This is a genomic window from Rickettsia slovaca 13-B (genome assembly GCF_000237845.1).
In the GTDB taxonomy this organism is placed as follows: domain Bacteria; phylum Pseudomonadota; class Alphaproteobacteria; order Rickettsiales; family Rickettsiaceae; genus Rickettsia; species Rickettsia rickettsii.
Genome location: NC_016639.1, coordinates 1,149,450 through 1,167,579 on the forward strand (window position 1 = coordinate 1,149,450; position 18,130 = coordinate 1,167,579).

The following is an 18,130-nucleotide window of genomic DNA, read 5'->3' on the forward strand; positions in this document are numbered from 1 at the left end:
ACTACGTCATTCCCGCCTACGCGGGAATGACATCAACGTCACTTCAACGTCTGCGCCTTCTCTATAGCCTCGTCTATAGTTCCGACCATATAAAAAGCAGCTTCCGGTAAATCATCGTATTTACCCTCTACAAGTCCTTTAAAGCCTGCGATAGTATCGGCTAGATTAACAAATTTGCCTGCAGCTCCGGTAAATACTTCAGCGACATGGAAAGGCTGCGATAAGAAACGCTGTATTTTTCTAGCACGTGCCACGGTTAGTTTATCTTCTTCGGATAGCTCATCCATACCTAAAATAGTGATAATATCCTGCAACGATTTATAAGTTTGTAAAACCTGCTGCACTTGTCTTGCTACACTATAATGTTCTTCACCGACAATCATCGGATCAAGTATCTGCGAATTACTATCTAACGGATCAACTGCCGGATAAATCCCAAACTCAGCTATCTGACGGCTAAGTACCGTTGTAGCATCTAAATGTGCAAAAGAAGTAGCAGGAGCAGGATCAGTTAAATCATCCGCCGGTACATATATAGCCTGCACGGAAGTTATTGAGCCGTACTTAGTAGAGGTGATACGCTCTTGTAGCTCGCCCATATCGGTTGCAAGAGTAGGCTGATACCCTACCGCTGACGGAATCCTACCGAGTAACGCCGATACTTCAGAACCTGCTTGAGTAAAACGGAAAATATTATCTACAAAAAACAAAACATCTTGCCCTTCATTCATATCTCTAAAACTCTCTGCAATGGTCAGACCGCTTAACGCAACTCTTGCCCTTGCTCCCGGCGGCTCGTTCATTTGTCCATAAACTAAAGCTACTTTTGACTTTTCAGGCTCTGCAAGGCTAATAACACCCGAGTCAATCATTTCATGGTAAAGATCATTACCTTCTCTAGTTCTCTCACCAACTCCTGCAAATACCGTATAACCGCCGTGTGCTTTAGCTACGTTATTAATAAGCTCCATTATAAGCACAGTTTTACCGACTCCTGCACCACCGAATAGTCCTATTTTACCGCCTTTAGTATAAGGAGCAAGTAAATCAATAACTTTAATACCGGTTACTAATATATTACGCTCGGTTGACTGATTGGTAAAATCAGGAGCAGGCTTATATATAGAAGAAATATTTGAGCTTTTAATGTCTCCTTTACCGTCAATCGGCTCACCTACAACATTCATAATACGCCCAAGCGTCTCAGTACCTACAGGAATACGAATAGGACTGCCTGTATCTATTACTTCTACGCCCCGCACTAACCCTTCCATAGAATCCATAGCAATACAACGCACTGTATCATCACCTATATGTTGTGCTACTTCCAGGACTATCCTTTGTTTATCGTTATAGCACTCTAGAGCATTTAAAATTTCCGGTAACTCACCGTTATTCGTAAATTTTACATCCACCACCGCTGAAATAATCTGAGTAATTTTTCCAATATTTTTTGTCATGATTTTTTCTTTTGTTAAAAAATATAATACAAATAAAATGAAGAACAGATAGACGCAGTTTAATGTGGAAAAGAGCAAGGCGTTTCATATTTTTTGACAGCGTATATACTAAGTACGTGAGGATCCAAAAATATGAAACAACAACGCCAATTTTTCAAATTAAACGAGTATATCTAAACCGCTTCTGAACCGGCTATAATCTCTATTAATTCCGTAGTAATAATAGCCTGTCTTGATCTATTTAGCTTTAAAACTAACTTGCTTATTAAATCATTAGCATTATTTGTTGCATTTTCCATAGCGGTCATTCTAGCTCCCTCCTCACTTGCTCTACTTTGTAGTAAAGCATAATTTATTTGGGAATTCACATATAAATTAATTAGATTAGAAATGAGACTTTCTCCCTCATATTCATAATTATAGTCAATTGATTTGGACTCGCCTACTATGTCACTCGTCGCTCTCCTATTATTTATAGGCTTCACTCCTCGTTCCTTGTATCCGAATCCGACTAAATTAACTATAGGATTATCTATCATAGAATCATCCTGATATTTTGCTACTGGTAAAATCTGTTGTCTAGTCATAATTTGAGTCATTGCGTTCTTAAATTTATTAAAATATATAACACAATTACTAACTTCTAGATTTTCTACTGCCGACATAATTTTTTGTTTTACTTGTAGCATCAGATTTTCATCATGAATTTTGGGTAACTCAAAATAACTATCAATATAATTTACATATTGCCTTTTTAGTGCTTCGTAACCTTTTTTTCCAATAATGATAAGTTTTATTTGTTCGCCTTTATTTTCTAACTCTTTAATATCATTCTTAACTTGCTTAATTATACTGTAATTAAACGTTCCGCATAAACCACGCTGTGATGTCATAACTATCAATAAATTTGCTTTATTCGGCACGGTATTAAAAAATTTCTGCTCTTCTATAGATAACTCATACATATCAATTGATAATATAGCAGACATCATTTTACTAACAGCCTCAATATAAAAATTTGAATTGGCTATTTGACTCTTTATTTTTGCCATTTTAGAAGCTGATACTAGTTGCATTGCTTTAGTAATCTTTTGTGTAGATTTAACGCTTTTAATTCTAGTTCTTAACTGCTTTAAATTTGACATATTTATTTAGTATTTTTATGTCATTGCGAGGAACGAAGCTTTGTTGCAATCTCGTCAAATATCCTGAGATTGCCACGCTCCTTTCAGTCACTCGCAATGACGATTTAGTATTCACACAAAAACAACATCATCTTATTTAACAAATTCCTTAACGAAGTTTTCTAAAAATGCTTTCAGTTTCTGCTCGGTTTCTTCGGTTATACGTTGCTCGTTTTTTATTGATTCCAAAATATCTTTTTTATTTAACCTTATCTCCGTAAGCATTTTATCTTCAAATTCTTTTACTTTCTGAAGCGGGACATCATTTAAATATTTCTTAGTTCCGACATAAATACTTACTATTTGTTCTTCTACCGGAAAAGGATGATATTGAGCTTGTTTTAATATCTCAACTAATCTTTTACCGTGATCGATTTGTGCTTTAGTGGCAGGGTCTAAATCTGATCCAAATTGCGAGAAAGACTCAAGCTCTCTAAATTGAGCAAGCTCTAGCTTTACCGAACCTGCTACCTGCTTCATAGCCTTTATTTGTGCTGCAGAACCAACACGGCTTACCGAAATACCGACATTAACGGCAGGTCTTACGCCTTTATAAAATAGCTCACTTTCTAAGAAAATTTGACCGTCGGTAATCGAAATAACATTTGTTGGGATATATGCGGATACGTCACCTGCCTGCGTTTCGATTATAGGAAGAGCAGTAAGTGAACCGCTGCCTTTTTCCTCTGACATTTTAGCAGCACGCTCAAGCAACCTTGAATGCAGGTAGAACACATCGCCGGGATAGGCTTCTCGCCCGGGAGGTCTTCTAAGTAATAATGAGATTTGTCTATATGCAACGGCATGCTTACTTAAATCATCATAAATAATAAGTGCGTGCATACCGTTATCACGAAAATATTCGCCCATACTACAGGCAGAATAAGGGGCAATGAATTGAAGAGCTGCAGCTTCCGAAGCAGTAGCCGAAACAATGAGTGTATAGTCCATGGCTCCGGCATCTTCTAGTTTTTTTACTATTTGTGCAACACTTGATCTTTTCTGCCCAATAGCTACATAAATACAATAAATTTTATCACTTTCATTAGTAAATGAATGAGCTTGTTTTTGATTAATAATAGTATCAACGGCTATAGCCGTTTTTCCAGTTTGCCTATCACCGATTATTAACTCTCTTTGTCCTCTACCTATTGGGATTAACGAATCTATAGCCTTTATTCCGGTTTGTACGGGTTCACTCACGCTCGTTCTTTCTATTATCCCCGGAGCCTTCATCTCGATATGTCTGTACTCTTTACTTGCAATATCACCTTTGCCGTCAATAGGATTACCTAGAGCATCAACAACACGACCAAGCAAAGCTTTTCCTACCGGTACTTCTAAAACTGCTTTAGTTCTTTTGACATTATCACCTTGCTGTACTTGGTTATCATCCCCTATAATTACAGCACCGACACTATCGTTTTCCAAGTTTAAAACAAGGCCCTTAACACCGGATTTAAATTCTACTACTTCACCGGATTTTACATTAGCAAGACCGTAAATTTGGGCTATACCGTCACCGACGGTTATTACCTGCCCTACTTCCTCAAGCTCACTTAAGCAATTAATATTAGCTATTTCCTTTTGTAATATTTCAGCTACTTCAATAGGCTTTAGTTTCATGTGGTTTATGTCTCCTAATTTTCTTGTCATTGCGAACGAGCATTGCCCGTGTGGATACCGAGTCGTCATTACGAGCAGCCGTAGGCCTCGTGGCAATCTTATAAAATATCCTGAGATTGCTTTGTCAATTACTTCGTAATTTCCTCGCAATGACTATATAAATATCTATACAGCAATATTAACTGTCTTTAAAGCTTTCTTTATTTTCTCTAAACTACCTTTTATTGAGTAATCTTGCAACATACTATCATATTTAATTACAATACCACCAATAATAGTATTATCTATATCAAATAATATTTCTGTTTTTTGATTTAATTCTTTTTCTATACGAGATTTAATCCACTCCTGCTCTTTAGGTTGTAATTTATTTGCAGAAATAACCTGAACTATCTTTATGTTTTTACTTTCATATAGTAAAGTATTATAAGCATCTACTATATTAGATAAAATAGCAGTACGAGAATTTTTTACCAATAACAATAAAAAATTTTGTACTATTGTGCTAATTTTGATATTTTTTGCTAATGAATTGACTGCGTTAATTTTGTCGTTCTTATTTACTATAGGAGAAAATAGGAACTCTCTAATATCAAAATTATCGGTAATTATACGGTTTATAGAAGTAATTTCTTCAAAGATCTTATCTTGTATATTATCAACCATAGCGTTATTAAATAACGCTACTGCATAATTCTCGATTAAATTACCTTTCTTCATTTTCTTAATTTATATCTCCGAAGTAAAATGAAACGTATATACGAAGATCAACTTCAACAAGAGCAAGGAGTCTATAAGGCGAGGAGCGGAGCATATACTTAATACGTGAGCACCACAGCTCTTATAAGACGACGTAGCCAATTTTTGAAGTTCATCGAGTATTATATATGTATTGCCCTATCATAAGCAGAGAATACTGATTCATGCATCATTTCCGATAAAGTCGGATGCGGGAAGATAGTGTTAATTAAATCCAACTCCGTTCCTTCTAAATTTTTTGAAACCACATATCCTTGTATTAATTCCGTAACTTCCGAGCCTATCATATGAGCTCCAAGCAACTCACCCGTCTTAGCATCAAATATAGTTTTAATTAAGCCATCGCTATCACCGCTTACTAAAGCCTTACCGTTAGCTATAAAAGGAAATCTGCCTATTTTAAGTTCATAACCTAAGGTTGTTGCTGCTTCTTCAGTCAAACCGACGCTTGCTATTTGCGGCGAAGAATAAGTGCAACCAGGAATATTATGTTTATTAATAGTATGCGGTTTTAAGCCCGCTATGCTTTCCGCTGCAATAATACCTTCATGGCTTGCTTTATGAGCTAAACAAGGCACTCCTGCCACATCGCCTATAGCATAAATTCCTGATGCCGCAGTTTGCATTAACCCGTTAGTAGTTATATAGCCGTTTTCTACTTTAATTTTTGTTTTCTCAAGACCTAAATTTTCCGTATTAGCTGTAATACCTACTGCCATAAGTAAAATTTCAGCTTGTAATTTTTGTGTTTTATCTGCTAACTCTAACTCAACTTCTATCTTATCTTTTGATTTTGTTTGCTTAATTAACTTAGCATTTGTAATAATTTTTATACCTTTCTTCTCAAAGTTCTTATGAGCGATTCCGCTAATTTCCATATCTTCAGCAGGCAATATTCTATTATGTGCCTCAATTACGGTAACATCCACACCAATACTATTATAAAACGAAGCGAATTCTATACCGATTGCACCTGAGCCGACAATAATCATAGATTTCGGCACATGCTGCGGTATCATAGCTTCTTTAGAAGTCCAAATTTGTTTACCGTCAGGCTTAAAGCCTTTTAAAACCCTAGATCTTGCGCCGGTAGCTATAATAATATTTCCTGCTTTTACTGTAGGTTTATCATTTATATTTATTACCTTATTTCCTGCAAGACTTGCTACTCCGTCTATCACGGTCACTTTGTTTTTTTTCAGTAGTAACTTAACACCGCCTGCAAGCTTATTTGAAATCTCTCTTGAGCGTTCGACTATTTTCTTAATGTTGATTTCAGCACCTTTAGCATCAATTCCATAATCTTTAGCATGTTTTATATATTCAAAAACCTCAGCAGATTTAAGCAGGGATTTAGTCGGTATACACCCCCAATTAAGACATACCCCACCCAAATGCTCTTTTTCTATTAATACAACTTTTTTCTTTAATTGTGCTGCTCTAATTGCTGCAACATATCCACCTGGACCACCGCCTATAACGGCTACATCATATTGTTCCATTTTATTTTTATTTTGTTAGTTTGTTTGTTATGAACATTAACGTCATTGCGAGGAGATGCACAGCATCGACGCAGCAATCTCAGGAATCATACACTATCTCCTGAGACTGCTACGCTCCTTTCAGTCGCTTGCAATGACGAAAATGGAAATGACACTAGAGTATACTACTCTTCAGCATCCATCTATTCTTTTCATGCACCTTAATTCGTCCAATAATCATATCTGCTGTACCCTCATCGCCCTCTGCTTGTGCTACTTTGAGTCCCTTATATAATGTATCTCTAATAATATCTTGATCTTTTGTTAGACTTTTAAGCATTTCATTTGCCGTTGCGTTTAGATTTGCCTCATCTATAGATGCAAGTTTTATTAAATCTGATAATGCGGGAACTTTAGCATTTAAACTTCTTATTCTTTCAGCAAGCTCATCTAAGCTTTCAGCTAAATCTTCATACTGCCCCTCAAATAATAAATGTAGACTTCTAAACTCTGCTCCTTCTACATTCTAATGATAATTTTGTGTTTTAAAATATAAAGCATAGCTATCTGCTAAAATTTGTTCTAAAGCTTTTACTACTTGCATAATACCCTTAAATTTCTATGAACTTTTTGACTTTATAACATTTCTTTAGATACTTCAAGTGATATTGAAATTTATATAATTTCACCTAATTGCAATGATTATATATTAATTATTAATTTTTGTTAATAATTTCTTGACTATCAAATAAGTACTGCTGATTATGCCCTTCAATTTTAAAAATCCACAGGAATAGCAAAATGATACATCAATTAACTTCATTTTTAACCACTGTGGCAAGAATTACTACAACAGCAAGAGCAACAATTGGAGATCAAGAATATAATATGCTTCAAATAGGATATAACGGAGAAAATTATTATATAGATCCTACTACAAAAAATTTAATTGTATCGAATTGTCCTAAAAACAATATGGCAGCGATGGAGTATAGCAAAGGAATTGAATTATTAAATAACGATATCATGAACCTAATATTTAGAGGGTTTTTCAAAATAAAGAAAGCGTTAACTAACTATAGACGAGGCTATTATTACTGCAGTTAATGATAATGGAGACGATATACGAGATTATATATTAAAAAAAAACAAGGTGATAATACTTTTATGTATGAGGAAGCATTGATGAAAATATGTCAAGAAAATTTTCGTTATTATTTTGATCCACAAAATTATACTAAAATTTAAAACCCTACTATTGAGTATATACTTAATACTGCAGCAACTAATAACCCTATTACTATAGGTTATAGTAAAGGATGCAAAATATTTGAGGTACTTAAAGGAAATAATTTGAATGGAATTTCTTCAGAAATAAAGGATTTAATATCTAATCCGATATCTAGCACTACTCAAGGTACTAACACAATAGAAAACTTATTAGAACTCATAACAAAAGACTTATCTGAAATAGCAACTAATCCGATTAATAACACAATAACAAGCTCTACTGCCGAAATTTCTGAATCAATCTTTTCCGATAACACCGAAAGTTAGACTGAAACGGGAATAAATTTAATTAATAACACCGTAGCAAACCTTACTAATACTGCTTTCAATACAACTTACAACTCTCAAGAAAATATGTTTGATGAGAGTGATAACGATAATTCATTGGTTGCTCAATATATAAGCATTGGCACAGCTGTAGTTGCCTCCATAGCTGTTATAATAGGTGTAGGGGTAACTTGGTATGTTAGAAATAAAAACGCAACAAACGCTAAATTAAAACAATATATTGATGAAATTGAAGCTGAAAAACTTGCTGCTGAAATGAATGAAGATGTTACTACTGAAAATAACACTCTACTTGATAATGATCATGCTGTGGTAGATATGACCGGAGTCTCCTATGAAGAAGAAGGTACTTTAGTATAGATAACCTAGAGTATTGCTTTTTAATCAACAACCAATAGCAAATTCACTGTTGGTTGTTCCTCGAAAATAAAAATTGAGATTTATTTCAATTCTTGATTTATCAATTCTTTTAGCTTTTCTTTCGCTGCTTCTTTAGAACGTTGCCCTGCATAAGAATCATAATTTTTATTATCTTCAATGAAATGTACAAAGAAAACTGTTCTGTCATTTTTTTGTAGCCAACCTATAAACCATCCGATTTTACGATCCTTTAACTTTACAGTTCTATCTTGGCTAAGTTTATTACCACTGCCTGTTTTACCGTAACGCTTCCAACAATCTACAAAATCTTCAATAAACAAAATATTTTTAGTCATTTCTTGGGCTTGAACACTTACAGGCAATTTATTCTCTGCTAGTTTCTGAAGAAAAGCTAATTGTTCTTACGGTGAAATTTCTAAAGAACTAGAAAGCCATGCATTAGTTAAACCGTTATTCTTTCCTTTATCTCCTCCTGAAATATCACGATTACCATAATCACATTATGTTACATAATCACGAAATTTTTCCATACCTAATTCTTTAGTAATAATCTGAGAATACCAAACACAGCTATTCTTCATCCAATCTTTAGGTGTTTGGGATTGTTTCCAAACTTCAAGATAGTCAGCATATCCTTCTTTAACAGGTAATTTTGGATGAGTTTCATCAATTAAAAACCCATCATCATAACCCATTAAACTTATAGCAATTTTAAATGTTGAGCATGGAACATAACGAGACTCACAATTACCTTCTTGTTTTATAATTTTCATTAACTAAAAAACAATCCGCTTGAATTATAAAAGTTATAGTAAGTGATATTAGGGCAGTGAGATATAAAATAATTTTTTTCATAGGTTAAAATAAAAATAGGTGGTTTTGTTGCATGACATAGAGAACAGGGAATGACATCGGCTTAAACTAATTATACAGTTTAGTAAATTTCCTGCGATTGATCTTCCTTACTCGGTACATAATCAAAAATATCATTATTATCTTGATTATCAATCATATCTTCATTCTCAAGCATCTGAACATTATTTACTTTAAATGCTTCTATAACAGTACCGCTTGGTGTAATTTTACCAGTTGCGCTATCTACGGCGATTAGCTTAATTGAATCTGGAACTTTGAAAGGCAGCGATGGCTTATCCTTATAAGCATTACTCATAAAATCAATAAAAATCGGTAATACTACGTTTGAGCCTGTTGCTCTTTTTCCAAGCTCTTTCGGTGTATCATAACCCACATAACTGCCGACTACTATTTTGGGTGTAAAACCTACAAACCATGTATCTTTACTATCGTTACTAGTACCGGTTTTTCCGCCGATAATTTTCCCTAACTTCTTCGCAGCATAACCGGTACCTCTATCTATTGCTCCGGTTAAAAACGAAGTAATTTGATAATCACTAGCTTCATCCGTAACTCTATAGATATATTCTTTCGGTATTTCTAATATTGCGGTATCTAAATTACTATCCGAAACATTACAAGCAAGACATTCTCTATCATCTCGTCTATAAATAATTTTACCGTTACGATCTTTAATTAATTCTACAAAATGAGGCTCAACTTTTTTACCGCCGTTAGCAATAATTGCATAAGCATTAGTCATTCTGCTAAGTGTGGTTTCAATTGAACCAAGTACCATAGAGTAAACTTTTTTTGGTTCATTATTAATACCGAAACGCTTAATTATATCAACGATTTTTGTAAGTCCTACGGCAGTTGCAACTCTTACGGTTATAAGATTACGAGATTTTTCAAGACCAGTACGCATAGTGATTTCACCTAAAAACTTACCCTCATAATTTTTAGGACGCCAACTAGGCATCCCTGGACCTTGCGAAATCTCAATAGGTCCATCATTAAAAATCTGATTCGGCTTAACACCGTTTTCAAGAGCTGCTAAATAAACAAAGGTTTTACTCAAAGAACCGGGTTGACGCAGTGCTTGAGTTACTCTATCAAATTTACTTGTGGAAAAATCATAACCGCCGACGCTTGCAAGTACCTGTCCGGTATTTGGGTTCATAACCATAATAGCACCGTTTACTTCAGGAATCTGACGAAGAGCATACCCCTCTTTTATAGCCTCAACCACTATCACATCACCTTTTTTAAGCAATGTCTTAACTGATTTAAAATTACTTCTTGCCCATTTCATTTCAGCAATAGGCATCTTAGATTTGCTGCCGTCTATAAGTCCAATCTCTACATGATTATCGGCTACATCTAGAACTACAGCTAATTTATACTCTAAAAGCGATGGAGGAGTCGGTAGTTTTTTTAGCTCTCCTTGCCAATTATCAAGAGAAATATTAGCTATAGGCTTTCTAAAACCACGCCTTCTATCAAACTCCCTTAGACCTTTTCTTAGAGAGTTTTCAGCTAATTGCTGCATCTTTGCATCTAAAGAAGTAATGATAGTAAGACCTCCGGTATAAAATTCTTCCTTACTATTTAACATCCTAATTACTTCTTCTCTGACCTGTGCAGCATAATAATCTGCCGTAACAGTTTCTTCCTTAGCTCGTTTACGTAAAACTATCGGGCTATCCATAGCTTCTTTCGCAGCGTCTCTTGTTATATAACCATCTTCAAACATACGTGCTATTACGTAATCACGACGAGCTTTTACTCTAGCATAGTTTCTCTCAGGATTAAGTTCGGAAGGGGCTTTAGGCAGTGCCGCAATAAAAGCTGATTCTGCAATAGTAAGTTCCTCTACGGATTTATTAAAATAATTTTGTGCAGCTACCGCAACACCGTATGCACCACGACCAAAAAATGTTTGATTAAGATATAATTCTAAAATTTGATCCTTAGTAAATACTCTTGAAATCATATAAGAAAGAATCGCTTCTTTAATCTTACGTTCAAGAGAAACTTCGTTAGTTAGCAGAAAATTTTTAACCACTTGCTGAGTAATGGTAGACGCTCCTTCCATACGCCTATGATGTAAATAATTAGATATGTTTAAAAATGCCGCTCTAACTATTCCAAACAAATCAAAGCCGGGATGGTTATAGAAATTCTTATCCTCAGCTGCAATAAAACTTTCTATTAGCGAACTCGGTACGCTATTAATCGGTACAAATACACGACGTTCAAAAGCGTACTCCTCCATTAATTTGCCGTCACGGGAATAAATACGCGTTACCGACGGCGGATAATAACGTGCAAGCTGTGAGTAATCAGGCAAATCACGTGAATAGTGGTATATTATATAAGCAGTAATCCCGCAACCTACTAAAATAAGGAAGACAAAAATTTTTAAACAAAAAAGAAGAGATTTATACATGACTTATAATATTGCGCCGGTTAAACTATTAAGTGAAGCCTTAGTAATTTTTACATCAATGATTTTACCAAGTAAAGATTTATTAGGGTTTTGGATATATACGGACTGCATGTATGGAGTTTTACCTATTATCTGGTCGTCGAATTTACCATTGCGATCAAATAGAACTTTCATAGTACTACCAACACAACTTGTATTAAAAGCTAGTTGCTGAGCCATGAGTTCTTGTTGTAATATAGTTAATCTCTCTGATTTTATATGTTCAGGTATTTGGTCGGTTCTAGTTGCACCAGGTGTGCCGGGACGTGGGCTATATTTAAACGAATAACACTGACCGTATTTTACTCTACGGACCAAATCTAATGTATCCTCAAAATCTTCATCTGTTTCACCGGGAAACCCGACAATAAAATCAGAGGATAAAACTATATCAGGCCTTGCTTCTCTTAAGCGATTAATTATATCAAAATAATATTCCCGATCATGTTTGCGGTTCATGGCTTTTAATATTTTATTTGAACCTGACTGCACCGGTAGATGTAGAAACGGCATTAATTTAGGTTCGGTGCCGTACAGCTTTATTAGATCATTATTCATATCTATCGGGTGTGAGGTGGTATAACGTAATCTCTCTAAATTGGGAATTTGTGCTAGATGTTTGAGTAAATCGGCTAGACTAAATATTTTATCTGCAGGACCTTTACCGTGATATGCATTGACATTTTGTCCAAGTAACATAATTTCTTTAGCACCGCTACTAACTACTTTTAGTGCTTCTCTGTAAACCTGCTCTACATTTCTTGAAAATTCAGCACCTCTAGTATAAGGTACTACGCAGAAAGTACAAAATTTATCGCACCCTTCCTGTACCGATATAAAGGCACTTGTTCCTTGCGGATATAATTGCTCAGGTAGCTGATCAAATTTTGCTTCTTCAACAAAATCAAGATCGATTAAGTGCTTTTCGTGTCTAACGACTTTTGAGATTAATTCCGGTAGGTTATAATAAGATTGCGGACCGACAACAATATCAACATAAGGAGTTCTTGTAAAAATCTCCTCCCCTTCCGCCTGTGCAACACAACCGGCTACAACTATTATTGCAGAACTTAAACCTTGTTTTGTTCTGGTATCTTGTAGTTTCTTAATACGACCGAGTTCAGAATAAGTTTTCTCAGCTGCTTTCTCTCTGATATGACAAGTATTTAGAATAATAACATCTGCTTCTTCAATATTTTCAGTAGGTTCATAGCCAAAGGGATAAAGCAAATCCTGCATCTTAACGGAATCATAAACATTCATCTGACATCCGTAGGTCTTAATATAAAGCTTCTTACTCATAATTTTATATATATATATCTTTAAACTAAAAGCCTAGTATACGAAGATCAAATTCAAAAAGAGCGAGGAGTTCACAAGGCAAGATGAGCTGCGTATAACGTAATACGCGAGAACCGAAGCTCTTGTAGAACGACTCAGCCAATTTTTGCAGTTCATCGAATATACTAAAGTTTTATATTATACTATATTTATATCAATCTTTAAACTAAAACCTTGATGGGCATTGCTCAATAACTATAGATATCTTTAAAAGCCCCGTCATTGCGAGGAAAAACTGCAAGTTTTGACGAAGCAATCCAGTTAAAAATGCTAATATTTAGATTTTTATTATTTTTGCTAGATTGCTACGCTCCTTGCAGTCGCTCGCAATGACGACTCGGTATCCACGCAGATAATGCTGAGTTAGGAATGAAACTCAATCCTTACGGATTAATTCTTGCTGTGCAGATTCTTGCGGTGATTTCTTTTAATTTTTCTATTCTTTCAATAAGACAAAGCAGCTGTTCTTTAGTAATTTTATAGTTTTTATCATATCTTGCATCAACATAAGCTTTTTCAAGAAACTCAAAACACTTTTTTTGTTCTTCGGTTAATTGAAGAAATACACTCCATAATTCATTGTCATAATTTCCTGCCATGCTACCTAGTTCTTGTAAATTATGTAATTTAGGTTTGTAGTTTGAGGAAACTAATAAAATAGTACTGTAAAGACTTTCCGTAGCTTGATGAAGGGCAAAGGCTGATAAAAAGCATACTACAAATCGCTTAAATAAGTAGTTGCCCCTTTTAAAAAACCTTTACCTCTACCAATCGCTCCAAGATAAATCTTTAGCCTCGCTAAGTATAAATTCACCGCTATCATATAAAAGAATACCTTCTTTTTTTATATCGGTATAAAAATAACGTCCTTTTTCTAACTGCCTACTTATTTCCTCTATTGACTCTAGAATTATCGATATTCTTGAATCATACGGAATAATTTGCTTAGGGTTTATTATTCCTGTGTTTTCTAATCTTATATATTTATATTATCTTTTAATCTTAAAGCAGTGTATCCTTTATATTTACCTTTTTTCAGAATTATCAAAATATCAGTATCGCTATGATAGCCGTAAGGTAGATCATGTACCCAATCGCCTCTAGCAAAAGAGCCGTACAAGATAATCATAGCGATTTTTCCTGTGCAATATCTAAAATCTGCTGCACTATAAAATTAAGCCTTGCTCTAATTTTAAGAGAACGTTCGGGTAAGGTGGTTTTCATTTAAATATCTATACTTTATATTTTTCTGCTTTTAGCTTTTTTATTTCTTCTATTGTAAGCTTAGTATATCGTGCTATTTTCTCTATAGGTTCATTCTCTATTAGCATTTCTTTTGCAGTTTCAATTTTCTCTTTTTCTATGCCCTTCTCCATCCCGGCATTAAACTTTTCTTCAAACTTGTCTATTTCTTGTTATATAGCCATTTCAGCTCTAAAATAATCATCATGCTCTTGTTCTGTCCATTTATATTGCTCTAAACTTGCATATGCCGATAACACAATTTCATTTTTAATCTCTTTTGGCGGTTCTTGTTCTTGCGAAGCATATTTTAATAAATGCAACCATTCATCGGTATCATCTTTAAGATCATTTTTTTAAACTTCCCTAGTTCAATAAATACATAAGTTAATGAAAACAAATATTATTTATGGATATTGCTTTCTTTTATATGATGATAGCTAATATACGGCAATTCATCAGACAAAGCTTTTGCTCCTATGATAGAAATTATTACTACCGGCAATAAATCCTTATGTTTCATACCCTTCTTAATTTGACTAACGTAGGTATAACAACCGTAAAGCTGCGTTCTATTAAGATAATCTTTCTCCATTTTACGCTGCATCTCGATTATATACCATCTACCGGTTTCATCTTTAACTTTTATATCGAACAAACTTCTTTGCCCTTCAAGAAATACAGGTAACTGTTCAGTAGTTATATAGCTTAAATCTATGATTCTATCTCCTTGCGATAACCTAAGAAGAGAGTTCAATAAATTTATTAATTTTACTTTATCGCTAAATAGTTTTTTAAATGCGACATCATTTGTACCGTCTAAATATCTTTGGATAAATAATTATATCTTTGGTAAGTTTTTATACATAGCAAATTAACTTCAGGCAGTAAATTACTTTTACAATTTATTATCGGTACTAGGCTTCTTGCATCACCTATCTTATAAAGAGGAACTTGAAGGAAACACGGAACACAGCACTACAGCGTACATAAAAGTACGTGAGGATGCGAGTACCGGATTGACGTACAAATTACCTTTAGAAGGAGGTTATGCAAGAAGCCTATTAATACCTATCATTATCATCATACACTCCCCAAATTACTTTCTTGGAAATCCAACCTGTGTAATCCTTACATGTAATTTGGCAGAATTGTTCTTTACATTTTTTTAAACTACAACGAACTTTTGGCATTAATTTTGCTATAACTCGGCTTTTATGGTCTGCGGATTTGGTAAGTTCTATTTCCTTATCAGAAGTAATAACTACTGATCTTTTACCTGATAAAACGCTTGAATGTATCCAACCGCCTTCGCCGTTAATGTCACGTACTTGTCGCCATTGCTTGTACTCTGCAGTTATTTCTACCGGTTCGCCTTTTTTAACAAAAACCCATTCTACGGCAGATTTAGTAGTTGGTCCGCTCCTTGCATTTACTTCATTAGATTTTATTGAAACAAATCTCGGAATAGGCAATTTTTTATTATCGGCATTAATTGTTGTTGATAATATTACAATAATTAAAGTAATAAGAATTTTAATCATTATCTTCCGCTTCAGATAAAGCATCCTCTTTTTTTGCTATTATATAATTACCAAGCCTAAATTGTACTTTTATTCTATTAATTTCCTGCTCACTAATACCTATATTTTTTAGGACTGTTCCACCTATTTGTAATCCAGTCTCATAACTTTCTGGAATAATAGTTGTGGCACCTAAATCATAAAACTCTCTAGCATTTTTTAAATTTTTTAACTTAACGACAACCGGTATATCCTGATAATTACCACTAATTGTTTTAAGCGATTTCTTGATAGTTACTTGATTATTCATAGTAAGTATTATAGCGAATGCTCTTTCCGTACCTAATGCCTTTAGAGTATCGGCTTGCGATACATCACCTTTAAAAACCGGCAAACCGTTTGATAGCTCTTCTTTTACTCTATCATCATCTAAATCAAGTATTACGTAACTTATACCTTCCGCTTCCAAAACTCTTGCTACCATTTTACCGGTATTACCGAGTCCGGCAATAATAATATGGTTTGTTAAATCTCTTGCCCCAAGCTCAATCATTTGAGTCGGAGTTTTACCAAGTCCTTTATCAACTTTCTCAGCAATCTTTTGCCCTAAAGCTGCGAGTAATGGAGTAAGTGCCATAGTAAAAGTAACTACGAGTAATAATATATCGGCAGTACTTTCTTCTAATACTCCACTATCTTTACCTAAACTGAATAATATAAAACCAAACTCTCCACCTTGCGATAATAATAAGCCTGAATAAAAAGCAACTCCTTTATTAAAACCGAATAAAATACAAAAAGCCGTTATGATTAAGGTTTTTATACCTATTAAAGCAATAGATAAAGTAAGAATATGAGATATTTTTTCATACATTTCTAGGGCATCGATATTCATACCCACGGTCATGAAAAACAATCCTAAAAATAAACTTTTGAAAGGATAAATACTTTCCTCTGCCTGCAATCTAAATTCAGTTTCTGCAACTAATACTCCGGCAACAAATGCTCCTAGAGCTAAAGATAAACCAAATGTTTCGGTAGCCCAAGCAGCAGAAAGTACTATTAACAAAGTCATCGAAATAGGTAACTCGCTTGCATTATTACTTTCTGATGAAATGAATGAAAATACAGGACGAAGAAAAACACGACCGACAATAAATATTGTAAGTAAGGCCGTTACGGCTTTTAAGAGTGCAATACCAAGAGCCGCTGCAAGCGAGGCTTTATTGTTACCGGCAAGTAACGGAACTATCACAAGCAATGGCACTACGGCCAAATCTTGTAGTAACAGAATAGCTAAAGAAACTCTTCCTATTTGCGTTGATTGACTACGATTTTCCTCAATCACCTGCATAACAAGTGCTGTAGATGAAAGGGCCAGACCACCGCCGGTAATAATAGCCGCACTACTATTGCCGTCTATAAGCACCATTGCACCGGCAATTACTATAGCGGTTGTTAAAACTTGCAAACTACCGAGACCAAATACATATCGTCTCATAGCTTTTAATCGCTCGAAGGATAACTCAAGTCCTATCGCAAATAATAGAAATACTACACCAAGTTCACCTAGTAACTTAGTTTGGTCATATGTTACGATTTTTAAACCGTGATCACCTATTGCAGCTCCGGCAATTAAGTAACCAAGTACCGGACTTAATCTAAGACGCTTAAGTATAGCCACGATAAAAACCGCAGTACCGAGTAAAATTATAACGTTAATAAGAATATGATCGTTCATCTTTTCCAAATTTCTTCTAACTTAAAATGCTCCCGTACTTCAGGATAAAAAATATTAATTAAAATAGTACCTGCATCTATTAGTACCCATTCTGATTTACCAAGCCCCTCAATATTACTATTTATACCAGCATTATTTTTTAATTCTAAAGCTACATATTCAGCAATTGCTCCAACATTTTTAGTCGAACGACCGCTAGCAAATATAATATAATCGGCTAATTTATGTTTTCCTGTTAAATCAATTACCTCAATATCTTCTGCTTTTTTCTCACTTAAACATTCTAAGATAAATAATTTTAATTCTTCAGTTTCTTTTTTCATAATAATTAATAGAATGACATAATAATATTAATTATTATATGCATAAGAGTCGATTTTATCAATGAATGTTTAAAATTCTATAATAAAAATTCATATAAAGCTTTACTTTAAGCAAAAAAACTTTAATTAATACTTAAATTAATAT

The 18,130-nt window shown here is 34.3% G+C and carries 20 protein-coding genes and 1 pseudogene; 3 read left to right on the forward strand and 18 right to left on the reverse strand.

Annotation, left to right across the window (positions count from 1 at the left end; genetic code table 11):
• Positions 1-38: 38 nt before the first annotated feature.
• The 6 genes and pseudogenes from atpD to RSL_RS06320 form a co-directional block, all read right to left on the reverse strand.
• A complete protein-coding gene (atpD, locus tag RSL_RS06295) occupies positions 39-1,460 on the reverse strand; it encodes a F0F1 ATP synthase subunit beta (RefSeq protein ID WP_014273821.1) in 1,422 nt (473 codons plus the stop codon).
• Between the two features lie 173 nt (positions 1,461-1,633).
• Positions 1,634-2,605, reverse strand: coding sequence for an ATP synthase F1 subunit gamma (gene atpG, locus RSL_RS06300; RefSeq protein ID WP_014273822.1), 972 nt, complete (start codon positions 2,603-2,605; stop codon positions 1,634-1,636).
• 132 nt (positions 2,606-2,737) lie between these two features.
• Positions 2,738-4,270, reverse strand: a complete 1,533-nt coding sequence (gene atpA, locus RSL_RS06305; protein ID WP_014273824.1) for a F0F1 ATP synthase subunit alpha — start codon at positions 4,268-4,270, stop codon at positions 2,738-2,740.
• Between the two features lie 165 nt (positions 4,271-4,435).
• Positions 4,436-4,990, reverse strand: coding sequence for an ATP synthase F1 subunit delta (atpH, locus tag RSL_RS06310; RefSeq protein ID WP_014273825.1), 555 nt, complete (start codon positions 4,988-4,990; stop codon positions 4,436-4,438).
• 161 nt (positions 4,991-5,151) lie between these two features.
• Positions 5,152-6,531, reverse strand: coding sequence for a dihydrolipoyl dehydrogenase (gene lpdA / locus RSL_RS06315; protein WP_012736841.1), 1,380 nt, complete (start codon positions 6,529-6,531; stop codon positions 5,152-5,154).
• A gap of 154 nt (positions 6,532-6,685) precedes the next feature.
• A pseudogene (locus RSL_RS06320) lies at positions 6,686-7,114 on the reverse strand (Dps family protein).
• Between the two features lie 197 nt (positions 7,115-7,311).
• On the opposite strand from RSL_RS06320, the gene RSL_RS06325 reads away from it, so the two are divergent.
• The 3 genes from RSL_RS06325 to RSL_RS06335 all read left to right on the forward strand — a co-directional run bounded on the left by RSL_RS06325 (position 7,312) and on the right by RSL_RS06335 (position 8,448).
• A complete protein-coding gene (locus RSL_RS06325) occupies positions 7,312-7,617 on the forward strand; it encodes a hypothetical protein (RefSeq protein WP_041472119.1) in 306 nt (101 codons plus the stop codon).
• Positions 7,618-7,863: 246 nt separating this feature from the next.
• The gene (locus RSL_RS06330; protein WP_041472120.1) at positions 7,864-8,067 is read left to right on the forward strand and encodes a hypothetical protein; all 204 of its coding nucleotides are present in this window, start codon (positions 7,864-7,866) and stop codon (positions 8,065-8,067) included.
• An 87-nt stretch (positions 8,068-8,154) separates the two neighbouring features.
• Positions 8,155-8,448 (forward strand): hypothetical protein, encoded by a 294-nt coding sequence (locus RSL_RS06335; protein ID WP_041472121.1) that lies wholly within the window; start codon positions 8,155-8,157, stop codon positions 8,446-8,448.
• 80 nt (positions 8,449-8,528) lie between these two features.
• Here the strand turns inward: RSL_RS06335 and RSL_RS10265 are convergent, their stop codons facing one another.
• The 12 genes from RSL_RS10265 to rsfS all read right to left on the reverse strand — a co-directional run bounded on the left by RSL_RS10265 (position 8,529) and on the right by rsfS (position 17,985).
• Positions 8,529-8,804 (reverse strand): penicillin-binding transpeptidase domain-containing protein, encoded by a 276-nt coding sequence (locus RSL_RS10265; RefSeq protein WP_233417486.1) that lies wholly within the window; start codon positions 8,802-8,804, stop codon positions 8,529-8,531.
• Between the two features lie 165 nt (positions 8,805-8,969).
• Positions 8,970-9,164 carry a penicillin-binding transpeptidase domain-containing protein gene (locus RSL_RS10270; RefSeq protein ID WP_407635695.1) on the reverse strand — a complete coding sequence of 65 codons (195 nt, stop codon included), beginning with the start codon at positions 9,162-9,164 and terminating at the stop codon, positions 8,970-8,972.
• A 239-nt stretch (positions 9,165-9,403) separates the two neighbouring features.
• Positions 9,404-11,776 (reverse strand): penicillin-binding protein 1A, encoded by a 2,373-nt coding sequence (locus tag RSL_RS06350; protein ID WP_014273826.1) that lies wholly within the window; start codon positions 11,774-11,776, stop codon positions 9,404-9,406.
• Positions 11,777-11,779: 3 nt separating this feature from the next.
• Positions 11,780-13,117 carry a tRNA (N6-isopentenyl adenosine(37)-C2)-methylthiotransferase MiaB gene (gene miaB / locus RSL_RS06355; RefSeq protein WP_014419952.1) on the reverse strand — a complete coding sequence of 446 codons (1,338 nt, stop codon included), beginning with the start codon at positions 13,115-13,117 and terminating at the stop codon, positions 11,780-11,782.
• Between the two features lie 422 nt (positions 13,118-13,539).
• Positions 13,540-13,815: a HEPN domain-containing protein gene (locus RSL_RS09005; protein WP_100217526.1), complete on the reverse strand. Its 276-nt coding sequence runs from the start codon at positions 13,813-13,815 to the stop codon at positions 13,540-13,542.
• Between the two features lie 317 nt (positions 13,816-14,132).
• The gene (locus RSL_RS09395) at positions 14,133-14,285 is read right to left on the reverse strand and encodes a nucleotidyltransferase domain-containing protein (protein ID WP_004997297.1); all 153 of its coding nucleotides are present in this window, start codon (positions 14,283-14,285) and stop codon (positions 14,133-14,135) included.
• A 103-nt stretch (positions 14,286-14,388) separates the two neighbouring features.
• Positions 14,389-14,532: a hypothetical protein gene (locus RSL_RS10275; RefSeq protein WP_014014833.1), complete on the reverse strand. Its 144-nt coding sequence runs from the start codon at positions 14,530-14,532 to the stop codon at positions 14,389-14,391.
• Positions 14,533-14,571: 39 nt separating this feature from the next.
• A complete protein-coding gene (locus RSL_RS10280; RefSeq protein ID WP_012151358.1) occupies positions 14,572-14,721 on the reverse strand; it encodes a hypothetical protein in 150 nt (49 codons plus the stop codon).
• 80 nt (positions 14,722-14,801) lie between these two features.
• Positions 14,802-15,155, reverse strand: coding sequence for a PD-(D/E)XK nuclease family transposase (locus RSL_RS10285; protein WP_014419953.1), 354 nt, complete (start codon positions 15,153-15,155; stop codon positions 14,802-14,804).
• A gap of 307 nt (positions 15,156-15,462) precedes the next feature.
• On the reverse strand, positions 15,463-15,942 hold the full coding sequence (locus RSL_RS06375; protein WP_004997294.1) for an SH3 domain-containing protein: 480 nt from the start codon (positions 15,940-15,942) through the stop codon (positions 15,463-15,465).
• Positions 15,935-17,662, reverse strand: coding sequence for a monovalent cation:proton antiporter-2 (CPA2) family protein (locus tag RSL_RS06380; RefSeq protein WP_012736865.1), 1,728 nt, complete (start codon positions 17,660-17,662; stop codon positions 15,935-15,937). The genes RSL_RS06375 and RSL_RS06380 overlap by 8 nt, the downstream gene beginning before the upstream one ends.
• Positions 17,659-17,985: a ribosome silencing factor gene (gene rsfS, locus RSL_RS06385; RefSeq protein WP_004997291.1), complete on the reverse strand. Its 327-nt coding sequence runs from the start codon at positions 17,983-17,985 to the stop codon at positions 17,659-17,661. Before rsfS ends, RSL_RS06380 begins: the two co-directional genes overlap by 4 nt.
• Between the last annotated feature and the right edge of the window lie 145 nt (positions 17,986-18,130).

Excerpts from the sequence above, each read along its gene's own strand:
- RSL_RS10275 (WP_014014833.1), bottom strand. The coding sequence starts at position 14,532 with ATGGAGAAGGGCATAGAAAAAGAGAAAATTGAAACTGCAAAAGAAATG.
- RSL_RS09395 (WP_004997297.1), bottom strand. The coding sequence starts at position 14,285 with ATGATTATCTTGTACGGCTCTTTTGCTAGAGGCGATTGGGTACATGAT.
- atpD (WP_014273821.1), bottom strand. The coding sequence starts at position 1,460 with ATGACAAAAAATATTGGAAAAATTACTCAGATTATTTCAGCGGTGGTG.
- RSL_RS10270 (WP_407635695.1), bottom strand. The coding sequence starts at position 9,164 with ATGGGTTATGATGATGGGTTTTTAATTGATGAAACTCATCCAAAATTA.
- atpA (WP_014273824.1), bottom strand. The coding sequence starts at position 4,270 with ATGAAACTAAAGCCTATTGAAGTAGCTGAAATATTACAAAAGGAAATA.
- atpH (WP_014273825.1), bottom strand. The coding sequence starts at position 4,990 with ATGAAGAAAGGTAATTTAATCGAGAATTATGCAGTAGCGTTATTTAAT.
- RSL_RS06380 (WP_012736865.1), bottom strand. The coding sequence starts at position 17,662 with ATGAACGATCATATTCTTATTAACGTTATAATTTTACTCGGTACTGCG.
- RSL_RS06335 (WP_041472121.1), top strand. The coding sequence starts at position 8,155 with ATGTTTGATGAGAGTGATAACGATAATTCATTGGTTGCTCAATATATA.
- RSL_RS06375 (WP_004997294.1), bottom strand. The coding sequence starts at position 15,942 with ATGATTAAAATTCTTATTACTTTAATTATTGTAATATTATCAACAACA.
- rsfS (WP_004997291.1), bottom strand. The coding sequence starts at position 17,985 with ATGAAAAAAGAAACTGAAGAATTAAAATTATTTATCTTAGAATGTTTA.
- RSL_RS06350 (WP_014273826.1), bottom strand. The coding sequence starts at position 11,776 with ATGTATAAATCTCTTCTTTTTTGTTTAAAAATTTTTGTCTTCCTTATT.
- RSL_RS06325 (WP_041472119.1), top strand. The coding sequence starts at position 7,312 with ATGATACATCAATTAACTTCATTTTTAACCACTGTGGCAAGAATTACT.
- lpdA (WP_012736841.1), bottom strand. The coding sequence starts at position 6,531 with ATGGAACAATATGATGTAGCCGTTATAGGCGGTGGTCCAGGTGGATAT.
- atpG (WP_014273822.1), bottom strand. The coding sequence starts at position 2,605 with ATGTCAAATTTAAAGCAGTTAAGAACTAGAATTAAAAGCGTTAAATCT.
- RSL_RS10265 (WP_233417486.1), bottom strand. The coding sequence starts at position 8,804 with ATGACTAAAAATATTTTGTTTATTGAAGATTTTGTAGATTGTTGGAAG.
- miaB (WP_014419952.1), bottom strand. The coding sequence starts at position 13,117 with ATGAGTAAGAAGCTTTATATTAAGACCTACGGATGTCAGATGAATGTT.